The organism is Massilia phyllosphaerae (genome assembly GCF_034659755.1).
GTDB classification, from domain to species: Bacteria; Pseudomonadota; Gammaproteobacteria; order Burkholderiales; family Burkholderiaceae_D; genus Telluria; species Telluria phyllosphaerae.
Window position 1 is genome coordinate 101,428 of sequence record NZ_JAXSQX010000008.1, and the last position, 18,103, is coordinate 119,530.

The following is an 18,103-nucleotide window of genomic DNA, read 5'->3' on the forward strand; positions in this document are numbered from 1 at the left end:
TAAGTTCTGGTACTACAATCGGCTCCACCCATCTTGCTTTAGCACAAGCTTTTGATCTGACACATTCACGACACTGGATCGTCTTATGTCATTCCTGTCTTCAGCCGCGCCGAAACTCGCTCCCTGGAAAGTCTTGCTTGTCGACGACGAACCGGACATCCACGACATCACCAAGCTGACGCTCACGCGTTTCCGCCTGGACGGCCGCGCCCTCACCTTCCTGCATGCCTACAGCGGCGCCGAGGCCAAGGAAGTGCTGGCGCGCGAGCAGGACATTGCCCTGGTGTTCCTGGACGTGGTGATGGAGCGCGAGGACAGCGGCCTGGAAGTCGCGCGCTGGCTGCGCCAGGACCTCGACAACCAGTTCACCCGCATCGTGCTGCGCACCGGCCAGCCTGGCCAGGCGCCGGAAGAGCGCGTGATCGTCGACTACGACATCAACGACTACAAGGAAAAGACGGAACTCGACCGCACCAAGCTGTTCACCACGACCTTCGCGGCGCTGCGCGCCTACCGCGACATCATGAAGGTCGAGGATGCGCGCCGCACGCAGCAGAATTACCGCGAAGGCCTGGAGCGCGTGATCGCCGCGTCCGGCCACCTGTTCCGCCAGCGCAGCCTGAAGGATTTTGCCAGCGGCCTGCTGCAGCAGGTAGTGGCGCTGCTGCAGCTCGAGCAGAGCATGCTGCTGCGCGTGGCCGGCGCCAGCGTGATCGCCGGCGAGAGCCGCTACGAGGTGCTGGCCCGGATCGGCGACCTCGGCGAAGAGGATATCGGTCCCGAGCTGATCGCCCGGCTCGACGAGGTGCGCCACAACCGCATCTCCAAGCTGCATGGCGACACCTATGTCGGCTACTTTCCCAACAACAGCGGCAAGGCCTCGCTGCTGGTGCTGAAAGGCGTGGACGAGCTGTCCGAGATCGACGTCCAGCTGCTCGACGTGTTCTGCACCGGCGTGGCGATCGCCTTCGACAACATCCTGCTGAACCAGGAAATCACCGATACCCAGGCCGAGCTGATCCTGCGCCTGGGCGACGTGGTCGAATCGCGCTCGCACGAAGCCGGCAACCACGTGCGCCGCATGGCCCAGATCTGCCACATGCTGGCCCTGGAATCGGGGATGACGGAAGAAGAGACCGCAGTGCTGATGCACGCGGCGCCGATGCACGACATCGGCAAGATCGCGACTCCGGATGCGGTGCTGCTGAAGCCCGGCCGCCTCACGCCCGAGGAATGGGAAATCATGAAGCAGCACCCGACCGTCGGCCTGCAGATCCTGGACGGCTCGCAGCGTCCGATCCTGAAGGCGGCCGCCGTGATCGCCCACCAGCACCATGAAAAATGGGACGGCAGCGGCTATCCGCAAGGCCTGAAGGCCGAGCAGATCCACCCATATGCGCGCATCGTGGCGGTGGCCGATGTGTTCGACGCCCTCACCCACGAACGCTGCTACAAGGAAGCGTGGCCGATCGACCAGGTGCGCGACTATCTGCGCGAAGTCGCCGGCAAGCACCTCGATCCGGACTACGTCGACATCCTGATCAGGAACATCGACAAGGCCGACGAGGTCAACCGGCGCTGGCCGGACTGACGACCAGACAATCCGGCCATTTGTCGGGTAGTATTCGGCATCCTGCACCGTCCTGTCGAGGCGGCCGACTTTCACGATGCGTATCCGAACCCGACTGCTGATCATCATCCTGGCCATCCTGGTGCCCGCCTTCGCGGCGGCGGCGCTGGCGGTCGGCTACGTCTACGTCGAGGAACGGCAGGCCCAGGAAAACAGCGTGACCGAGGCGGTGCGCGCCTTCGCCCTGCTGGTCCAGAACGACCTGCAAACCCGCGAAGGCGTCCTGCATGCGCTGGCCGCCTCGCCGGCACTGGCCCAGGGTGATCTCGGCGAGTTCTCCCAGCATGCCAGGCTGCTGGCGCCGACGCGCGACAGCGCCATCATCCTGCTCGAAACGACGGGCCGCCAGCTGATGAACACGCGCGCGGCGCCGGACCAGGCGCTGCCGGAGCGGCGCCGCTCGAACATCCAGGCGCTGATCGCCAAATACGGTCCCGACCGCACACTGGTGTCCGACCTGTTTCCGGCGCCGTTCAGCGGGCAGCACGACTTCGTGATCCAGGTCCCGGTGCGCATCCAGGGCCAGCTGCGTTATTTCCTGAGCATGAGCGAGGACGCCGGGCAGCTGCAACACCTGCTCGAGCTCCAGCGCTTCCCGGCCGGCTGGCAGGCGGTGATCGTCGACCGCAGCAACCGCATCATCGCGCGCACGCGCGAACCCGAGTACTTCCGCGGCCGCAGCGTCAGCGCCGAGGCGCAGCACCAGTTCGCATCCCGGCGCGAGGGCATCTTCAACGGCACCAACCTGGCCGGCACCCCGGTGCAGGGCTTCTTCGGCACCGTGCCGGACGTCGACTGGAAAGTGATGGTCACCATTCCCCAGGCCGAACTGCGGCGCGTGCCGCTGCACGCCGCTGCCTTCCTGGCCGCGATGATGGCGCTGCTGCTGGCGCTGGCGCTGGCGGGCGCGCGCTGGGTCGGCCGCCGCGCGATCGCGCCCATCGAGCAGCTGGGCCGCAGCGCCGACGACCTGGGCAAGGGCGTCGAAGTGGCGTATGCGCCGCAGGAAGTGGCCGAACTGGATGCGGTGGCGCGGCGCATGGCGGACGCCAGCATCGAGATCCGCCGCGCGCGCCACGAGATGGAAGGTCGGGTGGCCGAGGCGGTGGCCGCCAGCGAACAGGCGCAGCAGGCGCTGATGCGCAGCCAAAAGCTGGAAGCGCTGGGCCGGCTCACCGGCGGCATCGCCCACGAATTCAACAACCTGCTGCAGACGCTGACCACCGCCCTGCAGCTGGCCGCGCTGACCTCGAACCAGCCCAGGGTGCAGTCGCTGATCGACACCTGCAAGCGCACCGTCGGCCGTGCCAACGCGCTGACCACGCGCCTCGGTTCCTTCGGCCGCCTGCAGGATGCGCGCCTGCTGACCGTCGATCCGGCCGAGCAGGTGCGCAATTCGCTGCAGCTGATCCGCGGCGTGCTGCGCCACGGCATCACGCTCGACATCGATTGCGAGGACGGCGCCTGGCCGGTGACCATCGACCCGCTGCAGTTCGACCTGGCCCTGCTGAACCTCGCCATCAACGCGCGCGACGCCATGGCCGACGGCGGCCGCCTGCAGATCCGCGTACGCAACACGTGCCTGGAACCGACCATGGAACGCGTCGGCGGCGACTACGTGGTGGTGACGGTCGCCGACAGCGGCAGCGGCATGCCGCCCGAGGTGCTGGCGCGCGCGCTCGATCCCTTCTTCACCACCAAGGCGCCGGGCGAAGGCACCGGCCTCGGCCTGCCCCAGGCGTATGCCTTCGCCAACCAGTCGCAGGGCTTCCTGGCGCTGGCCAGCAGCGTGGGCGTCGGCACCACGATCGATCTCTACCTGCCGCGCTCGGCGCAGCCGCTGTCCCATAGCCCGGCTGGTGCCACCGATACCGGCACAGCGATACGGCAGGCGAGCGGCCGCGTGCTGTTCGTCGAAGACGATCCGCTGGTGCGCGAAGCGGTGGTCGGCGGCCTCGAAGACGCCGGCTTCGACGTGGTGGTCGCGGCCAGCGGCGACCAGGCACTGGCGATGATCGAGAAAGGACTCGACACCGAGGTCGTATTCTCCGATATCGTGATGCCCGGCCAGGTCAGCGGCATCGACCTCGCCGCCCTGCTGCGCGAACGCCGTCCCGGCCTGCCGGTGGTGCTGGCCACCGGCTACACCGACCAGCGCGCCGTGGTACCGGGCGTGCAAGTGCTGGCCAAGCCCTACGAGATAGGCCAGCTGGTGGAATTGCTGGCCGGGCTGACGCGCCCGCGCTAGTTTACAGGGTCAGCCTGACCCGTTCGCCGGCAAAGGCGACCATGCAGGTGGTACCCGACAGCGCGCGTCCGCTCACAGTAGCGCAGCTGGCATGCACCGGCTTGCCCTGGAAGCTGCCGCTGAAATCGCCATCGCCCTTGAGCAGCGACACATTGTCTTCGATAACCTTGGCATTGTTGACGTAGATCCGCACGTTGCTGCTGTCGACCAGCTCGCCGCGAATTTGCAGCGCGCCATCGGTGCTGGCATAGTGATTCCCGGTTACAGGCGTCATCGTGGTGGAACAAGCCGAGAGCAGCGTGAGCACACTGGCAATAGTTGTAATTTTTTGAAACATTTCCGTATATTCCGTATTTTTATGGGTGTCTTTCAGGACAACGCTATGATAATCGGTCTGTGTGGAAACAATCTATCCATTTCTTACCAAAATAATGCGTCCTAAGAATCTTAAATTTATCAATTGCAATCTCAACATTGTTGACGTTAGGAAACTATTAGTTTCGATTGCCATGCCGCGGCGCGCGTGGAAATGAAGATGGAAGCGCTGCCTTTGCGTTTCTCGGCCGGTACCGACCTGCGGGCGGCGCTCGACGCGATTCCACGCCTGCATGGGGTCGACGCGGCCTTCGTGGTGCAGGGCATTGGCAGCCTGAGCGTGGCGTGCATCCGCTATGCCGGCAAGCCGGAGGCTACCGAACTGCGCGGCGACCTGGAGATCCTGACGCTGGGCGGGTCGCTGGGACCTGACGGCCCGCACCTGCATATCTCGGTGTCGGATGGAGAAGGCCGCGTGGTCGGCGGCCACATGGGGGCGGGATGTCTGGTGCGGACCACGGCCGAGGTGCTGGTGGCGCTGCTGCCGGGGCACCGTTTCAGCCGCGAGCACGATCCCGCGACGGGCTACAAGGAGTTATGCGTCACGCAGCGGCCGCCAGCGGCCTCTTCTTGATGTTTTGCGGGAAGCGCAGGTAATAGCGCAAGCCCTGCCCCGGGCTGCTCTCGACCCGCAGCGTGCCTTTCAGGGCGCCGGTCACCAGGTTGTACAGGATGTGCCCGCCGAGGCCGCTGCCGCCGCTGCCGCGCTTGGTGGTGAAGAAGGGGTCGAACAGCTTGGCCAGCGTCGCGGCATCCATGCCGGCGCCATCGTCGCCGTATTCGAAGTCCACCATGCCCTCGGCGTCGAGCGCCGCCCGCAAGTGAATGCGGCCGGCCTGGCCGTGCTCGAAGCCGTGCAGCAGCGAGTTGACCACCATGTTGGTGACGATCTGCGACACCGCGCCGGGGAAGCTCTCCAGCACCAGGTCCGGCGCGCACGCCACCTCGACCGCGACCTTGCGCCCCTTCAGTTTCGGCTGCAGCGACAACAGCACTTCGTTCAGGTAGGTACCCAGCGCGAAGCTGCGGATGTCGTCCGAGGACTGGTCCACCGCCACCTGCTTGAAGCTGCGCACCAGGCTGGCCGCGCGCTGGGTATTGGTGGTCATGATGCGCAGCGACTGGTCGACCACGTCGAAGAAGGCGCCGAGACTGTCCTCGGTCATCTCGCCTGCCGCCAGTTCCTCGCGCGTCAGCTTCAGTTCCTGGACCAGGTGGCTGGTGGCGGTGACGCAGATGCCGAGCGGGGTGTTGATCTCGTGCGCCACGCCGGCCACCATCTGGCCGAGCGACGCCAGTTTTTCCTGGCGCACCAGTTCCGACTGCGCGTCCTTCAGCTGGTTCAGGGCCTGGGCCAGCGCCGCGTTCTGCTGCTCCAGGCTGTCCTTGGCCTTGCGCACGGCGCGGTCGGCTTGCATGCGCGCGAGCGCCACCGCCACGTGGCTGGCGATGAAGGCCAGCAAGTCGAGCTCGCTCTTGGTATACACCACGGTCGGGTCGTAGCTCTGCACCACCAGCACGCCATAGGCCTGGTCGTGCGCCAGCATCGGGGCGCCGATCCAGCTGGCGACGTCGATGTTCCCGAGCGGCTCGCGCACCTTGCCGGCGGCGCGCAGGCGCGCCACGCTGCCGGCGTCGTGCAGCTGCGCCTGGCGCGTCTGCAGCACGTGCGACACCATGCCGGCGCCGATCGGGAAGCGCTGGTTGGGCGTGTAGGTGTCGCGCTCGTCGGCGTAGTACGGCACGCTGATCTCGCCGCTGGATGGATGCGCCAGCGCGATCAGGAAGTTCTTCGCCACCATCAGCTCGCCGACGATGCGGTGCAGGTTGGCTGCCAGCGCCTCGGGCTCGATGGCGGAAGCGGACAGGTCGGCGATCTGGTACAGCGCATGCTGGACCTGCTCGGCGCGGCGGCGCTCGGTTACTTCGCGCGCCAGCGCGCGCGTGCGCTCCTGCACCGCGCGTTCCAGCCGGTCCATGCTTTGCAGGCCCTGCAGGGCGTTCGAGACGTGGTTGGCGATCAGCGCAAACAGCGCTTCGTCTTCCGCGCCGTACCTGTGCTGAGGTAAATGGCTCTGGATCACGATGGCGCCCAGCACAGTGTGCTGCTGGTCGAACAGCGGGCAGCCCATCCAGTGCTCGGCGATGCTGCCCCTGCCCCAGTTGCGGCCACTGTTGTAGGCATCGATGCGTGCGCGCATCTGCTCGGCGGTGATCGACATCGCCTTCTTGTTGAGCATGACCCAGGCCGTGGGCGACTGCTCGGGCGAGGCCAGCGTCACCCGTTCGTCCGGACTCGGCCCCTGGTCGACGGTATCGACGAAGTAGACGAAGCGGACGGTGTTGTCTTCGCGCTCGGCGAGGGCGACGTAAAAATTCTCCGCATACATGATGCGGCCCAGCGCGCGGTGGACGGCGCCGATGAATTCGGTGATGTCGGTGCAGCTTGCGGACAGCTGCCCGATTTCGAGCAACATGGACTGCACCGCCTCCAGGCGGTCAAGACGGCTTTCCATGGATCTCCCCATTCAGCATATAAATGCACTATGGAAATATTATCAGGTTAGCGCGCCTCATAGATCATTGTGTTGTGGAAATATTGCAGCCCGGCGACACGCTCAGCGCGGCGCCCGGAAATCGTTGTCGACCCAGGTCATGGCCGAGGACGGCGACAGCTTGAAGGTCGGCTGCACGCGCACCTGCGCCACCTGCTCGCCCATCTGGTCGACGGCGGTCAGCACGGCATACGGGTTGTCTTCGTCGGGCACGATGTCGAGCGTGATCTTCAGCTCGCCCTGCTCGGTCGATACGACAGTGCTCTTGTGCAGTTGCGCATGCAATTGCTGCTCGTGGCGCCGGATCACCTCGGAGGCGGTCTTGACCAGCGTGTGGAAAGCGTTGATGTCGAGCGGCTTCGGGTTCTTCTTGTCGCGCCCCATGGTCCAGGGGCCGACCAAGGCCGGTTCGGATTCGCCATCCTTGTACATGGCCACGGCCCAGCCGTCGTCGTCGTCGTTCTTGATGACGCGCGCGGTCCAGCCGTTGCCCTGCCACAGGCGCGCTTCCTGTACCGGAGCGTCATCGTCGCGGTCGGATACTTCGTCGTTCATGTTCGGTCTCAATAGGGTAGGACAATTCCTAAAGAACAGATCATAGGAAATTCCGGCCCATGAAACAAGCTTTGACCGCATTAAAACGCACCGGATTACCGTATCCGGTGCGCGCCGGCACCGGACGCCGGGTTGGACAGGCCGCAGTTACATGCGCAGCATGGGGATGCCGGGCGGCAGGATGGGTGGGCCGGGCGGCGTTTCGAGCGGATCGATCGGCGGCGGTATCGGAATGATCCGGTTGAACGGGTTGATGATAATCGGGGGAATGGCAGGTGGCGCCGAGGGCGGATTTTTGTGTCCGGCCGCATCGGCCCATGCCATCCCGCGGACAAGGCGTTGAACGATGTGCATAAGATCCTCCTGCGACAGAGCAGGCTGTCAGTATAGACGCCGAGCCCCGCATTGCAAGGCTTGATTTGGCGCAAGGCAGGGCTCGATGGCGCCCCCCATTCGCCCCCCGTTCATCCTGCCTGCCGCCGCTTCGGCCCCGCCAAGCTGCAGCCCGTCGCACCGGGCTGGAGGCACGGTGGCCGCTACCGGTACATTGGTGCCATGTCCACGAACCACCCGAAAGGAGCCACCATGAAAGACCGCACCGCCATCATCCTGCTGTTCCTGTTTGCCCTGCTGTGCTGGAGCGCCTTCGACGGCCATGGCGGCACCCTGTTCATGGTGAACGGCGACCCAGCCGACGGTCCGCTGGAAGCGCTGATCGGGCTCGTGTTCGCGGGCGGCGGCATCATGCTGGCCGGCTTCATCCTGCTGCTGGTGGGCGGCCTGCTGGCCATCGTGTTCGCCGGCGTCGGCATCGTGTGCGCCGGCGGCCTGGCCTTCGGCGCGCTGGTGGTGGCGCTGGTGGTCGCCCCCTTCCTGCTGCCGCTGCTGCTGCCGCTGGCCGTCATCTGGTACCTGGCGCGGCGCGCGCGCCGCCAGCCGCGGATTGCCTGAAGCTTCCACAGGCCTTCCACCAGGCGCATGGCGCGCAGCCTGGATGGTCAGGCTTTCTTGCTTTCCTGCGCGTGTTCCTGCGCGTACTGGGCGTAGCCGCGCGCGCGCAGCGCGCAGGCCGGGCACACGCCGCAGCCGTAACCCCAGTCGTGGGCGGCGCCGCGCTCGCCCAGGTAGCAGGTGTGGGTGTCGAAGCGGATCAGGTCGACCAGCGCCTGGCCGCCGCATTGCTCCGCCAGTTCCCAGGTCTGCTTCTTGTCGATCCACATCAGCGGGGTCTCGACCTTCAGGCGTGTGGCCATGCCGAGGTTGAGCGCGACCTGCAGCGCCTTCATGGTGTCGTCGCGGCAGTCCGGATAGCCGGAGAAATCGGTCTCGCACATGCCGCCCACCAGCACGTTCAAGCCGCGGCGGTAGGCGACGGTGGCGGCCACCGTCATGAACATCAGGTTACGGCCCGGGACGAAGGTGTTCGGCAAGCCGTTTTCCTGCATCTTGATCTCGACGTCGCTGGTCAGCGCGGTATCCGAGATCTTGCCGATCAGCGACAGGTCGATCAGGTGGTCTTCGCCCAGGCGCGCATCCCATTCGGGTGACAGCGCGCGCATCTTCGCGAGGACGGTCGGGCGCACGGCAAGTTCGATCGCATGGCGCTGGCCATAATCGAAGCCGATGGTCTCGACGCGGGCGTAGCGCTGCAGCGCCCAGGCCAGGCAGGTGGTGGAGTCTTGTCCGCCACTGAACAATACGAGAGCGGTGTCTGCTTGAAGCATATTGATATTTCCGAAATTATTTTGCGAAACAAACCGTCCGCCGTTAATTTTGACATTCCGTTAAGATGTGCCTGGCATATTGACGACTGGAGTGACATGTTTTCCGCACGACCCAAACGATTGGCTGCGATGGCGCCGGCGCGACCACGAATTTTGGCACAAATCGTGCTGGGCGTGAACGCACTGTGCTTTGCCGCCGGGGCACTGGCCCAGGACAAGTCCCAGGACCCGGCGCGCGATCCGGCCCAGGCCGAAGCGAAAACCGGCCTCGACTACACCGTGCGGATCGACGCTCCGCGCAACCTGCGCGAACTGCTGGAAAACAATCTCGACCTGATGCGCTGGCGCGGCAATGCGCGCATGGACCTGGAACAGCTGCAGCGCCTGGTCCGGGTGGCGCCGGAGCAGGTGAAAACCCTGATCGCCACCGAAGGCTACTACACCCCGCAAGTCTCCGCCGGTCTCGACACCTCGGGGTCGAAGCCGGTCGCGCGCGTGATCGTCGAGCCGGGCCAGCCGGTCAACGTGACCGACGTCGACATCGAACTGCGCGGCTTCGCGGCCGCCGACAAGGGCAGCGGTTCTTCCACGACGGCGCCGCTGGATGCGGCCGCCCTGCGCACCACCTGGACGCTGCCGGTGGGCGAACGATTCCGTACCGCCGACTGGGAAGGCGCCAAGCGCAGCCTGCTGCGCCGGGTGACGCAGACGCGCTTCCCGCGCGCCCAGCTGCTCGATTCCAGCGCCACCGTCGATCCGGACAAGCACAGCGCCGTGCTCAAGGTGGTGCTCGACAGCGGCCCCGAGGTGCGCCTGGGCGAACTGAAAATCGAAGGTCTGAAACGCTACCCGGCCAGCATCATCGAGAACCTGAACCAGATCCACCCGGGCGACGAATACAGCGAAGCGACGCTGCAGGCGCTGCAGGGCCGGCTGCAGGACACCGGCTACTTCAGCACGGTGGAAGTCAGCGCCGACATGTCGTCGGTGCTGAGCGAGCAGATCGGCGACCTGAACCAGGGCCAGGGACCGCAGCAGTCCGCCGCCACCGGCCCGACCACGCTGCCGGTGCTGGTGCGCGTGAGCGAAAACAAGCGCAAGAACCTGTCGCTCGGCGTCGGTTTTTCGACCAACACCGGCGCTCGCCTGCAGGCCAACTACGACGACCTGTTCGTGTTCGGCAAGCGCATGAAGTCGAGCGTCCTGTACGAACAGAAGCGCCAGAGCGCGCGTACCGATTTTTATTGGCCGACCACGTCCAACGGCTACAGCAACAGCCTGGGCGGCGGCTACAAGCGCGAAGACCTGGAAGGCCAGATCACCCGCACCACCGACATCACGGCCAAGCGTTCCTGGGGCTCGCCGCTGCTCGAGCGCACCCTGACGCTGGCGGCGCTGACCGAACAGGTCACCATCGAAGGCGACACCGAGCCGACCTCGCGCGTGAAAAGCGTGCCGCTGACCTTCTCGATCACCAAGCGCGCGCTGGACAGCCTGGTGCTGCCGACCCGCGGCTACGTCGCCAACGCCCAGATCGGCGGCGCCCTGCTGCCGATCCTGACCGACGAGAAATTCGTGCGCCTGTACCTGCACGGCGTCGCCTACAAGCCGGTGGGACCGTCGGGCACCCTGATCGTGCGCGGCGAATTCGGCGCCGTCGGCTCCGCCGACAAGAACGGCGTGCCGTCCACCTTCCTGTTCCGCGCCGGCGGCGACCAGTCGGTGCGCGGCTACGCCTACCAGGAACTCGGTGTCCCGGTCGGCAGCGCCATCACCGGCGGCCGCTACCTGTTCACCGCCAGCGCCGAATACGACTGGTGGTTCAAGCCGCCCTACGGCGCCGCCATCTTCTACGACGCGGGTAACGCGGCCGACAACTTCAGCGACCTGAAACCGAAGGTCGGCTACGGCATCGGCGCGCGCTGGCGCAGCCCGGTCGGCCCGCTGGCGGTCGACATCGCCCGTGGCCAGGCGGTGAAAAAAGTCCGCCTGCACTTCTCACTTGGATTTACTTTCTGATGAACGCCGAAAACCAAACCCCCGATCCCGACACGCCCGCCGCGGCGGCGCACCCGCGCCGCTGGCCGCGCCGGGTCGCGATCGGCGTGGTCGTCACCGGCGTCGTTCTCGGCGGCGCCGTCTGGTACCTGGGCCGCGAGACCACGCTGCAGATGATTGCCCAGCGCGTCGCCAACGCCAGCGGCGGCAAGCTCACGCTGAGCGGCGTGAGCGGCTCGCTGTATGGCCACATGCACGTCCAGCACGTCGTGTTCCGCACCGAGACCTCGGTCATCACCGCCGACAACATCGACATCGACTGGAAGCCCTGGCAATACCTGTCGCGCGGCGTCGAGATCAACAAGCTGTACGCGCAGTCGCTGCGCATGGAGATGCTCAAGGAAACCGACGAGCCGGCCACCATGCCCGAGCGCTTGGCGCCGCCTTTCAAGATCGCGGTCGAAGACGCGCGCCTGGCCAAACTGGTGATGGTCAACAAGGGTGTCGAGACGCCGATCGAGAACATCCGCGCCGGCCTGCACGGCGACAAGCAGCAGTGGAAGCTCGATTACGCGTCCGCCAGCACCCCCTGGGGCCAGGTGGCGGCCAACGGCACCATCAACAACGCCAAGCCCTATAAACTGGCGGCCGACGCCACCCTCAGCCAGGACAAGTCGCAGCCCGGCTCCATTGGCGCCCAGCTGAAGCTGCACGCCGGCGGCGACCTGCAGCGCACCGTGCTGGACGCCAGCGGCCAGGCGGCGCGCGCCCAGGGCACCGCCAACCTGGTGCTGTCGCCGTTCGCCGAGATCCCGCTGCAGGCCCTCACGCTGAATGCGCGCAACATCGATCCGGGCTTCTTCAACCCGTCGCTGCCGACCGCGGACCTGAACCTGGCCGTGTCGGCCAAGCTCGACCCGAACCGCAACGTCAGCGGCAGCGTCGATCTCACCAACGACGGCCCGCAGGGCACCATCGACCAGCAGCGGCTGCCGCTGCGCGCGATGCGCGGCAAGCTGGGCGGTAATTTGTCGGCGATGCAGCTCGGCGACGTGCTGCTCGACCTGGGCGGCGCCGGACGCTTCACGGGCAGCGGCAGCGTGCAGCGCGGACCCGAAGAAAAAGGCATCGGCACCGCGCAATTCACGCTGCATACCGACAAGATCGACCTCAAGCAGATCCATTCGAGCATGAAGCCGACGGCGATCGCCGGCGACCTCAAGATCGCCAACGAACAGGACACGCAGACGCTCAACGTCAACCTGAGCGACGCCGGCCTGCGCCTGGTGGCCGAAGCCGCGCTGGCCAACAACGAGCTGACCGTGCGCCAGGCACGCCTGTCGGCCGGCAAGGGCAGCGTGGCCCTGACCGGCAACGCCAGCCTGCTGGACAAGAAGCCGTTCAAGGTCAACGCGGTGGCCAGCCACCTCGATCCGGCCGCCTTTGGCGACTTCCCCAAGGCCGACATCAATGCCGACATCAATGCCGCCGGCGCGCTGGCGCCGCAGTGGCAGGTCGCGGCCGACTTCGCGCTGCGTCCGAGCCGCCTGTTCGACCAGGCGCTGAGCGGACGCGGCAAGCTGGCGGCGGATGCAGGCACAGGCACAGGCACCGGCACCGGCGCACAGGGCAGCAGCGCAGCGGCCGGCCTGCACGTGCACGACGTGAATGCCACGCTGGCGCTGGGCCAGAACGCGGTCGACCTGCGCGGCGCCTTCGGCCGCCCGGGCGAAACGCTGTCCTGGCGCCTCGACGGCAAGCAGCTGAACGCCGTGCGCGCCGACCTGTACGGTTCCCTGCTGGCCAGCGGCGTCGTCAGCGGCACCATGGCGGCGCCGCGCACCACCTTCGACGTCGACGCGCGTGGCCTGGGTTGGGTGCCGGCGCAGCGCAAGAACAACAACGGCAGCCTGCGCGCCACCGGCGAAGCATGGCTGGCCGGCCCAGAGAATGCGCGCGTGGTCGAGGTGAAAGCCAAGGGCGGCATGCAGCGCCTGAATCCGGCCGCCTTCGGCGCGCCGCTGGCCGGCAGCATCAGCGGCAATTTCGATGCGAACGGCCGCACGGGCGCTAACATGGGCGGCTCGGTCAACCTCGACATCCTGCGCGAATCGACGCTCTCGAATTCGCCGCTGTGGGGCTACGCCAAGCTCACGGCGGATAAACGCCACGTGTCGAACGCCGACGTCGACCTGCACCTGGGCGCCAACGTAATCGCCGCGAAAGGCGCGTTCGGCTCCGGCAAGGACACGCTCAACTGGCGCATCGACGCGCCCCAGCTGGCGGCAGTCGGCCCCGATTTCGGCGGCAGCCTGCGTGGGTCGGGCGCGCTGTCCGGCACCATGGACATGCCGTCGCTGAGCGCGGCGCTGGAAGGCCAGAACATCCGCCTGATGGGCACCCAGAACCTGCGCAGCCTGCGTGCCACGGCCAACCTCGGCGCCGGACGCGGCGCCGCCGACCCGCTGGCGCTGGACGTGCAGGTCACCGACTATTCGAGCGGCGACACCCGCATCGCCGCGGCGCGCCTGCAATCGACCGGCACGCGCGGCGCCCACACCATCACGGCGTCGGCGCGCAGCGATGCCTTCGACGCCGCCGTCGAAGTGCGCGGCGGCCTGTCCACCGACAAGCGCAACAACAGCGTCTGGGCTGGCACCCTGCAGACCCTGCAGAACCGCGGCCGCTACGCCTTGACGCTGGCGGCGCCGACGCCGATCCGCATCGCGGCGGCGCCGGGTGCCGGCATCGCCGGCCTGGCCAAGCCCGAGCAGATCGCCTTCAACGGCGCCGTGGTGCGGCTGCCGGCCGGCGCCATCACGGTCGAATCGCTGTCCAAGGTGGGCCCGCGCTGGAGTTCGCGCGGCAGCGCCACCGGGGTGCCGGTCAGCTACCTGGCGCAAGCCTCGGATGCGGTGCGCCAGAACCTGCGCGGCGACATGACGCTCGGCGCGCAGTGGGCGCTCGACATGCAGATGCCCGCCGCTGCCAACGCCGTGCCGGCGCTGAACGGCAACCTGCACGTGTTCCGCGAAAAGGGCGACCTGATCGCCGGCGAGACCGCGCCGGTGGTGCTCGGCCTGCGCCAGCTCGACCTGCGCGCCGACGTCGCCGGCGGCGCGCTGCGGGCCCAGCTGGCGCTGGACGGCAGCCGCGTCGGCAGCGCGCGCGTGGACGCCACCGCGCAGATGATCCGCGGCCGCATCGACAACGACAGCCCGCTGCGCCTTACCGCCAACGCCAGCCTCGGTTCGCTGGCCTGGGTCTCGCCGCTGATCGGCCAGCCGGGGCTGGAACTGGACGGCGCGCTGAACCTGGCGGTCAACGGTGCCGGCACGGTCGGCGCGCCTACCCTGAACGGCACCGTCAACGGCGACAACCTGTCGGCGCGCTGGCCGGACCAGGGCATCCGCCTGCAGCGAGGTCAACTGCGCGCCGTGCTGGCCGGCGACCAGCTGCAGCTGCAGCGCCTGACACTGGAAGGCGCCAGCGGCCGCGCCACCGCCGACGGCAACATCCGCTTTGCCAACGGTGAAGCGACCATGAACCTGCGCCTGGTGGCCGACAAGCTGGCGGCGCTGTCGCGCCCGGACCGCACCCTGATCCTGAGCGGCCAGGCCAGCGTGGTGCGCGACGCCAACCGCTTCGCGGTCGAAGGCAAGTTCAAGGCCGACCGCGCGCTGATCGAACTGGCGCCGGTGGACCGCCCCACCATCTCGGACGACGTGATCGTGCTCGGCCGCGGCAATGAAGCCAACGCCAAGCCGGCGCCGAAAGCGAAGGAAGTGCCGCTGACGATCGACCTGGCGGCCGACCTGGGCGACGACTTCCACCTGCGCGGCATGGGTGCCGACGCCTACCTGGCCGGCGCGGTGCAGGTGCGCATGGTGGGCGACAAGCCGCCGCGCATCACCGGCAGCGTGCGCACCGTCAGCGGCACCTACGCTGCCTACGGCCAGCGCCTGAGCATCGAGCGCGGCGTGGTGAGTTTCAACGGCGCCTACGACAACCCGTCGATCGACATCCTGGCGGTGCGCAAGCGCCCCGATGGCGATCAGCTGAGCGAGACCAACGTCGAAGCAGGCGTGCAGGTGCGCGGCACGGCGCTGGCGCCGGTCGCGAAGCTGGTCTCGACGCCGAACGTGCAGGACAGCGAAAAACTGTCCTGGCTGGTGCTCGGCCACGGCATGGAAGGCACCACCGGTAACGAAGCCGACGTCCTCAGCGCCGCCGCCGGCGCCCTGCTCGGCGGCAAGGGCGGCACCGGCGGCATCCAGAGCAAGATCGCCAACTCGCTCGGCCTCGACGAACTCGGCGTGCGCCAGGGCCAGGGCCAGGCGACCGGCCTGGAAAACACCGTGGTCACGGTGGGCAAGCGCATCTCGTCGCGCCTGTACCTCGGCTTCGAGCAGGGCGCGGGCACCGCGAGCAGCCTGGTGCGGCTGCGCTACAAGATCAATCCGCGCATCACGCTGCAGCTGCAGACGGGGACGAATACGGCGCTGGACGTGCTTTATTCGTGGGCCTTCGATTGATACGGTCGGAGGTTGAGGATCGCTAACGTATTAGCGATCCTCAGCTTGTAAACGTCGTTCCCGGCACTGCCGGAAACGACTCCTCGCGCAGGCGAGCCCCAAGTTCGCTGATTATTGCGAACGCATGCAGCACCTCGTGCAACTTGGATCCCCGCCTTCGCGGGGACGACGCGCATGTGCAGTCACGCGAAGTAACGCTCGCTATCCACATCCGCGAGCAGCCTCCCCTCCCCCGGCACCCACCCCAGCACCTCGCGCGTCCACACGCTCGAGGCCGGCGCATCCAGCCCGGCAAACATCGTGAACCACGCGAAATGCGCCGCCGCGGCCTGCACCGGCACGCCCGCCACCGGCACCTGCAAACGCCGCCCGATGACCTCGGCAATCTCGCGAAACGCCACGCCCTCCTCCGCCACCGCGTGGTAGCGCTCACCGCGCGCGCCGCGCTCCAGCGCCAGCCGGTACACCCGCGCCGCATCGAAGCGGTGCACCGCCGGCCAGCGGTTGGCGCCGTCGCCGATCCAGGCCGACCGGCCCTTGTCGCGCGCCAGGTCGATCAGCATCGGCACGAAGCCATGGTCGCCCGCGCCGTGCACCGACGGCGGCAGGCGCACCACCGACGCCCGCACGCCCTGGTCCGCCAGCGCCAGCGCCGCCTGTTCGGAGGCGCGCGGGACCTGCGCGCTCACCACGTGCGCGGCGTCACTCTCGAGCGCCACCCGCCCCGGCGCCAGGCCGAGCAGGCCGGTGGTCACCAGCAGCGGCCGGGCCGAGCCGCGCAGTGCCTCGCCCAGCGCCCCGATCGCGACCCGGTCCTGCTCGCAGTTGGCGGCGAACTTCGAAAAGTCGTGGTTGAAGGCGGTGTGGATGACGCCGTCGCTGTCCGCCGCGCCGCGGCGCAGGCTGTCCAGGTCCTCGAGCGTGCCGTGGTGGACCGCGGCACCGGCCGCGCGCAAGGCCGCCGCCCCGGCTTCCGAACGGGCCAGGCCGACGACGGCATGGCCGGCGCCGAGCAGTTCCCTGACGACGGCCGCGCCGACGAAACCGGTGGCACCGGTAACGAATACACGCATGATGTTCTCCTGATGGGTTGCGAATGCGCCTACTATCCCGGCTCGGCGCATGCGGGTAAAGTAGTGACGACATACCGGTATAAGGACTAACAGCATGGAACTGGGCGACTACCTGAAGGACCGGCGCGCGCGCATCGATGCGGCCTCGCTCGGCTATCCGGCCGCACGCCGGCGTACGCCCGGCCTGCGGCGCGAGGAGGTGGCGCAGCGCGCCAACATCAGCGCCACCTGGTACACCTGGCTGGAACAGGGCCGCGGCGGCGCCCCGTCGGATGAGGTGCTGGAGCGGATTGCCGGCGCGCTGATGCTGACCGGGGCCGAGCGCGAGCACCTGTTCCTGCTCGGCCTGGGCCGTCCGCCCGAGCCGCGCTACCAGGCGGAAGCCCGCCTGTCGCCGCGCCTGCAGCGCGTGCTCGACGCGTTTCCGGTCAGCCCGGCGCTGGTCAAAACCCTGACCTGGGACCTGGTCGCCTGGAACCGCCCCGCCGCCGCCGTGTTCGGCTACAACGGCAGGCCGGACGAGCAGCGCAACATCCTGCGCCGCATCTTCCTCGATCCGCACAACAAAAGCATGCAGCTCGACTGGGACAGCGTGGCCCGCTTCGTGGTGGCGGCCCTGCGCGCCGACCTCGCGCGCGCGGGCGCCGGGGCGCGTACGCAGGCCGAAGCGCTGGTGCGCGACCTGTGCATGCACAGTCCGGAATTCGATGCGATGTGGCAGGCGCAGGATGTGCGTGCCTACGGCGAAGGCACCAAGCAGCTGCGCCACCCGGTGGTCGGCCTGCTGTCCCTGGAATATTCCTCGTTCGCCGTGGAAGGCCGGCCCGACCTGGGCATGGTGATCTACAATCCGGCCACGCCGGCCGATGCGGACAAGGTGCGTACGCTCATGGGAGCACCGGCATGACGCCGACCCTCCACTTCATGTGCGGCAAGATGGCCGCCGGTAAAAGCACCCTGTCGCGCCAACTGGCCGCACAGCATGGTGCGGTGCTGATATGCGAGGACATCTGGCTGCAGCAGCTGTACCCCACCGAGATCCGCGGCTTCGACGATTACCTCGCCTACGCGCGCCGCCTGAAGGCCGTGGTCGCGCCGCACGTGCTGCAACTGCTGCGCGCAGGCGTGTCGGTGGTGCTGGATTTTCCGGCCAACGTGCCGGCCCAGCGCGCCTGGTTCCGCAGCCTGCTCAATGACGCCGACGCCGGCTTCGGCCACGTGCTGCACTTCGTCGACACGCCGCGTGCGCGCTGCATCGAACAGCTGCACCAGCGCAACCGCGACAAGCCGCCGGGGTCGATGGCCATGTCGGTCGAGCAGTTCGAGGCGATCAGCGCGCTGTTCGTGCCGCCCGCGCCCGAGGAGGGTTTTACGGTCAGGACGTATCGCTGAGCGCGCGCGAGCGCGCGG

14 protein-coding genes are annotated in these 18,103 nt (G+C 67.6%); 8 read left to right on the plus strand and 6 right to left on the minus strand.

Annotated features, from left to right (window positions below; translation table 11 throughout):
* The first annotated feature begins 85 nt into the window (after nt 1–85).
* Both U1H99_RS25590 and U1H99_RS25595 read left to right on the plus strand, forming a co-directional pair.
* Nucleotides 86–1,591: an HD domain-containing phosphohydrolase gene (locus U1H99_RS25590; RefSeq protein WP_323144497.1), complete on the plus strand. Its 1,506-nt coding sequence runs from the start codon at nt 86–88 to the stop codon at nt 1,589–1,591.
* Between the two features lie 76 nt (nt 1,592–1,667).
* Nucleotides 1,668–3,878 (plus strand): hybrid sensor histidine kinase/response regulator, encoded by a 2,211-nt coding sequence (locus tag U1H99_RS25595; RefSeq protein WP_323144498.1) that lies wholly within the window; start codon nt 1,668–1,670, stop codon nt 3,876–3,878.
* 1 nt (nt 3,879) lies between these two features.
* On the opposite strand, the gene U1H99_RS25600 is transcribed toward U1H99_RS25595, so the two are convergent.
* The gene (locus U1H99_RS25600; protein ID WP_323144499.1) at nt 3,880–4,152 is read right to left on the minus strand and encodes a hypothetical protein; all 273 of its coding nucleotides are present in this window, start codon (nt 4,150–4,152) and stop codon (nt 3,880–3,882) included.
* Between the two features lie 261 nt (nt 4,153–4,413).
* Between U1H99_RS25600 and U1H99_RS25605 the strand changes: the two genes are divergently transcribed.
* Nucleotides 4,414–4,827: a PPC domain-containing DNA-binding protein gene (locus U1H99_RS25605; RefSeq protein WP_323144500.1), complete on the plus strand. Its 414-nt coding sequence runs from the start codon at nt 4,414–4,416 to the stop codon at nt 4,825–4,827.
* Here U1H99_RS25605 and U1H99_RS25610 read toward each other — a convergent pair.
* The 3 genes from U1H99_RS25610 to U1H99_RS25620 form a co-directional block, all read right to left on the minus strand.
* Complete coding sequence (locus U1H99_RS25610; RefSeq protein ID WP_323144501.1) at nt 4,796–6,769, minus strand: GAF domain-containing sensor histidine kinase; 1,974 nt, start codon at nt 6,767–6,769, stop codon at nt 4,796–4,798. The two genes, U1H99_RS25605 and U1H99_RS25610, sit on opposite strands and share 32 nt — an antisense overlap.
* Nucleotides 6,770–6,871: 102 nt before the next feature.
* The gene (locus U1H99_RS25615) at nt 6,872–7,363 is read right to left on the minus strand and encodes a hypothetical protein (RefSeq protein ID WP_323144502.1); all 492 of its coding nucleotides are present in this window, start codon (nt 7,361–7,363) and stop codon (nt 6,872–6,874) included.
* A 147-nt stretch (nt 7,364–7,510) separates the two neighbouring features.
* Nucleotides 7,511–7,717, minus strand: coding sequence for a hypothetical protein (locus U1H99_RS25620; RefSeq protein WP_323144503.1), 207 nt, complete (start codon nt 7,715–7,717; stop codon nt 7,511–7,513).
* A gap of 231 nt (nt 7,718–7,948) precedes the next feature.
* Between U1H99_RS25620 and U1H99_RS25625 the strand changes: the two genes are divergently transcribed.
* Complete coding sequence (locus U1H99_RS25625; protein WP_323144504.1) at nt 7,949–8,314, plus strand: hypothetical protein; 366 nt, start codon at nt 7,949–7,951, stop codon at nt 8,312–8,314.
* 47 nt (nt 8,315–8,361) lie between these two features.
* On the opposite strand, the gene queC is transcribed toward U1H99_RS25625, so the two are convergent.
* Complete coding sequence (gene queC / locus U1H99_RS25630; RefSeq protein ID WP_323144505.1) at nt 8,362–9,087, minus strand: 7-cyano-7-deazaguanine synthase QueC; 726 nt, start codon at nt 9,085–9,087, stop codon at nt 8,362–8,364.
* Nucleotides 9,088–9,252: 165 nt separating this feature from the next.
* Between queC and U1H99_RS25635 the strand changes: the two genes are divergently transcribed.
* On the plus strand, nt 9,253–11,106 hold the full coding sequence (locus U1H99_RS25635; RefSeq protein ID WP_323144506.1) for an autotransporter assembly complex protein TamA: 1,854 nt from the start codon (nt 9,253–9,255) through the stop codon (nt 11,104–11,106).
* Nucleotides 11,106–15,620, plus strand: a complete 4,515-nt coding sequence (locus tag U1H99_RS25640; RefSeq protein ID WP_323144507.1) for a translocation/assembly module TamB domain-containing protein — start codon at nt 11,106–11,108, stop codon at nt 15,618–15,620. The genes U1H99_RS25635 and U1H99_RS25640 overlap by 1 nt, the downstream gene beginning before the upstream one ends.
* A 182-nt stretch (nt 15,621–15,802) precedes the next feature.
* On the opposite strand, the gene U1H99_RS25645 is transcribed toward U1H99_RS25640, so the two are convergent.
* Nucleotides 15,803–16,693 (minus strand): SDR family oxidoreductase, encoded by an 891-nt coding sequence (locus U1H99_RS25645; protein WP_323144508.1) that lies wholly within the window; start codon nt 16,691–16,693, stop codon nt 15,803–15,805.
* Nucleotides 16,694–16,787: 94 nt separating this feature from the next.
* Between U1H99_RS25645 and U1H99_RS25650 the strand changes: the two genes are divergently transcribed.
* Together U1H99_RS25650 and U1H99_RS25655 are read left to right on the plus strand one after the other, a co-directional pair.
* Nucleotides 16,788–17,600, plus strand: a complete 813-nt coding sequence (locus U1H99_RS25650; protein ID WP_323144509.1) for a helix-turn-helix transcriptional regulator — start codon at nt 16,788–16,790, stop codon at nt 17,598–17,600.
* Nucleotides 17,597–18,085: a P-loop nucleotide/nucleoside kinase family protein gene (locus tag U1H99_RS25655; RefSeq protein ID WP_323144510.1), complete on the plus strand. Its 489-nt coding sequence runs from the start codon at nt 17,597–17,599 to the stop codon at nt 18,083–18,085. The genes U1H99_RS25650 and U1H99_RS25655 overlap by 4 nt, the downstream gene beginning before the upstream one ends.
* Nucleotides 18,086–18,103: the final 18 nt, after the last annotated feature.

Excerpts from the sequence above, each read along its gene's own strand:
- U1H99_RS25590 (WP_323144497.1), top strand. The coding sequence starts at position 86 with ATGTCATTCCTGTCTTCAGCCGCGCCGAAACTCGCTCCCTGGAAAGTC.
- U1H99_RS25595 (WP_323144498.1), top strand. The coding sequence starts at position 1,668 with ATGCGTATCCGAACCCGACTGCTGATCATCATCCTGGCCATCCTGGTG.
- U1H99_RS25600 (WP_323144499.1), bottom strand. The coding sequence starts at position 4,152 with ATGACGCCTGTAACCGGGAATCACTATGCCAGCACCGATGGCGCGCTG.
- U1H99_RS25605 (WP_323144500.1), top strand. The coding sequence starts at position 4,414 with ATGGAAGCGCTGCCTTTGCGTTTCTCGGCCGGTACCGACCTGCGGGCG.
- U1H99_RS25610 (WP_323144501.1), bottom strand. The coding sequence starts at position 6,769 with ATGGAAAGCCGTCTTGACCGCCTGGAGGCGGTGCAGTCCATGTTGCTC.
- U1H99_RS25615 (WP_323144502.1), bottom strand. The coding sequence starts at position 7,363 with ATGAACGACGAAGTATCCGACCGCGACGATGACGCTCCGGTACAGGAA.
- U1H99_RS25620 (WP_323144503.1), bottom strand. The coding sequence starts at position 7,717 with ATGCACATCGTTCAACGCCTTGTCCGCGGGATGGCATGGGCCGATGCG.
- U1H99_RS25625 (WP_323144504.1), top strand. The coding sequence starts at position 7,949 with ATGAAAGACCGCACCGCCATCATCCTGCTGTTCCTGTTTGCCCTGCTG.
- queC (WP_323144505.1), bottom strand. The coding sequence starts at position 9,087 with ATGCTTCAAGCAGACACCGCTCTCGTATTGTTCAGTGGCGGACAAGAC.
- U1H99_RS25640 (WP_323144507.1), top strand. The coding sequence starts at position 11,106 with ATGAACGCCGAAAACCAAACCCCCGATCCCGACACGCCCGCCGCGGCG.
- U1H99_RS25645 (WP_323144508.1), bottom strand. The coding sequence starts at position 16,693 with ATGCGTGTATTCGTTACCGGTGCCACCGGTTTCGTCGGCGCGGCCGTC.
- U1H99_RS25650 (WP_323144509.1), top strand. The coding sequence starts at position 16,788 with ATGGAACTGGGCGACTACCTGAAGGACCGGCGCGCGCGCATCGATGCG.
- U1H99_RS25655 (WP_323144510.1), top strand. The coding sequence starts at position 17,597 with ATGACGCCGACCCTCCACTTCATGTGCGGCAAGATGGCCGCCGGTAAA.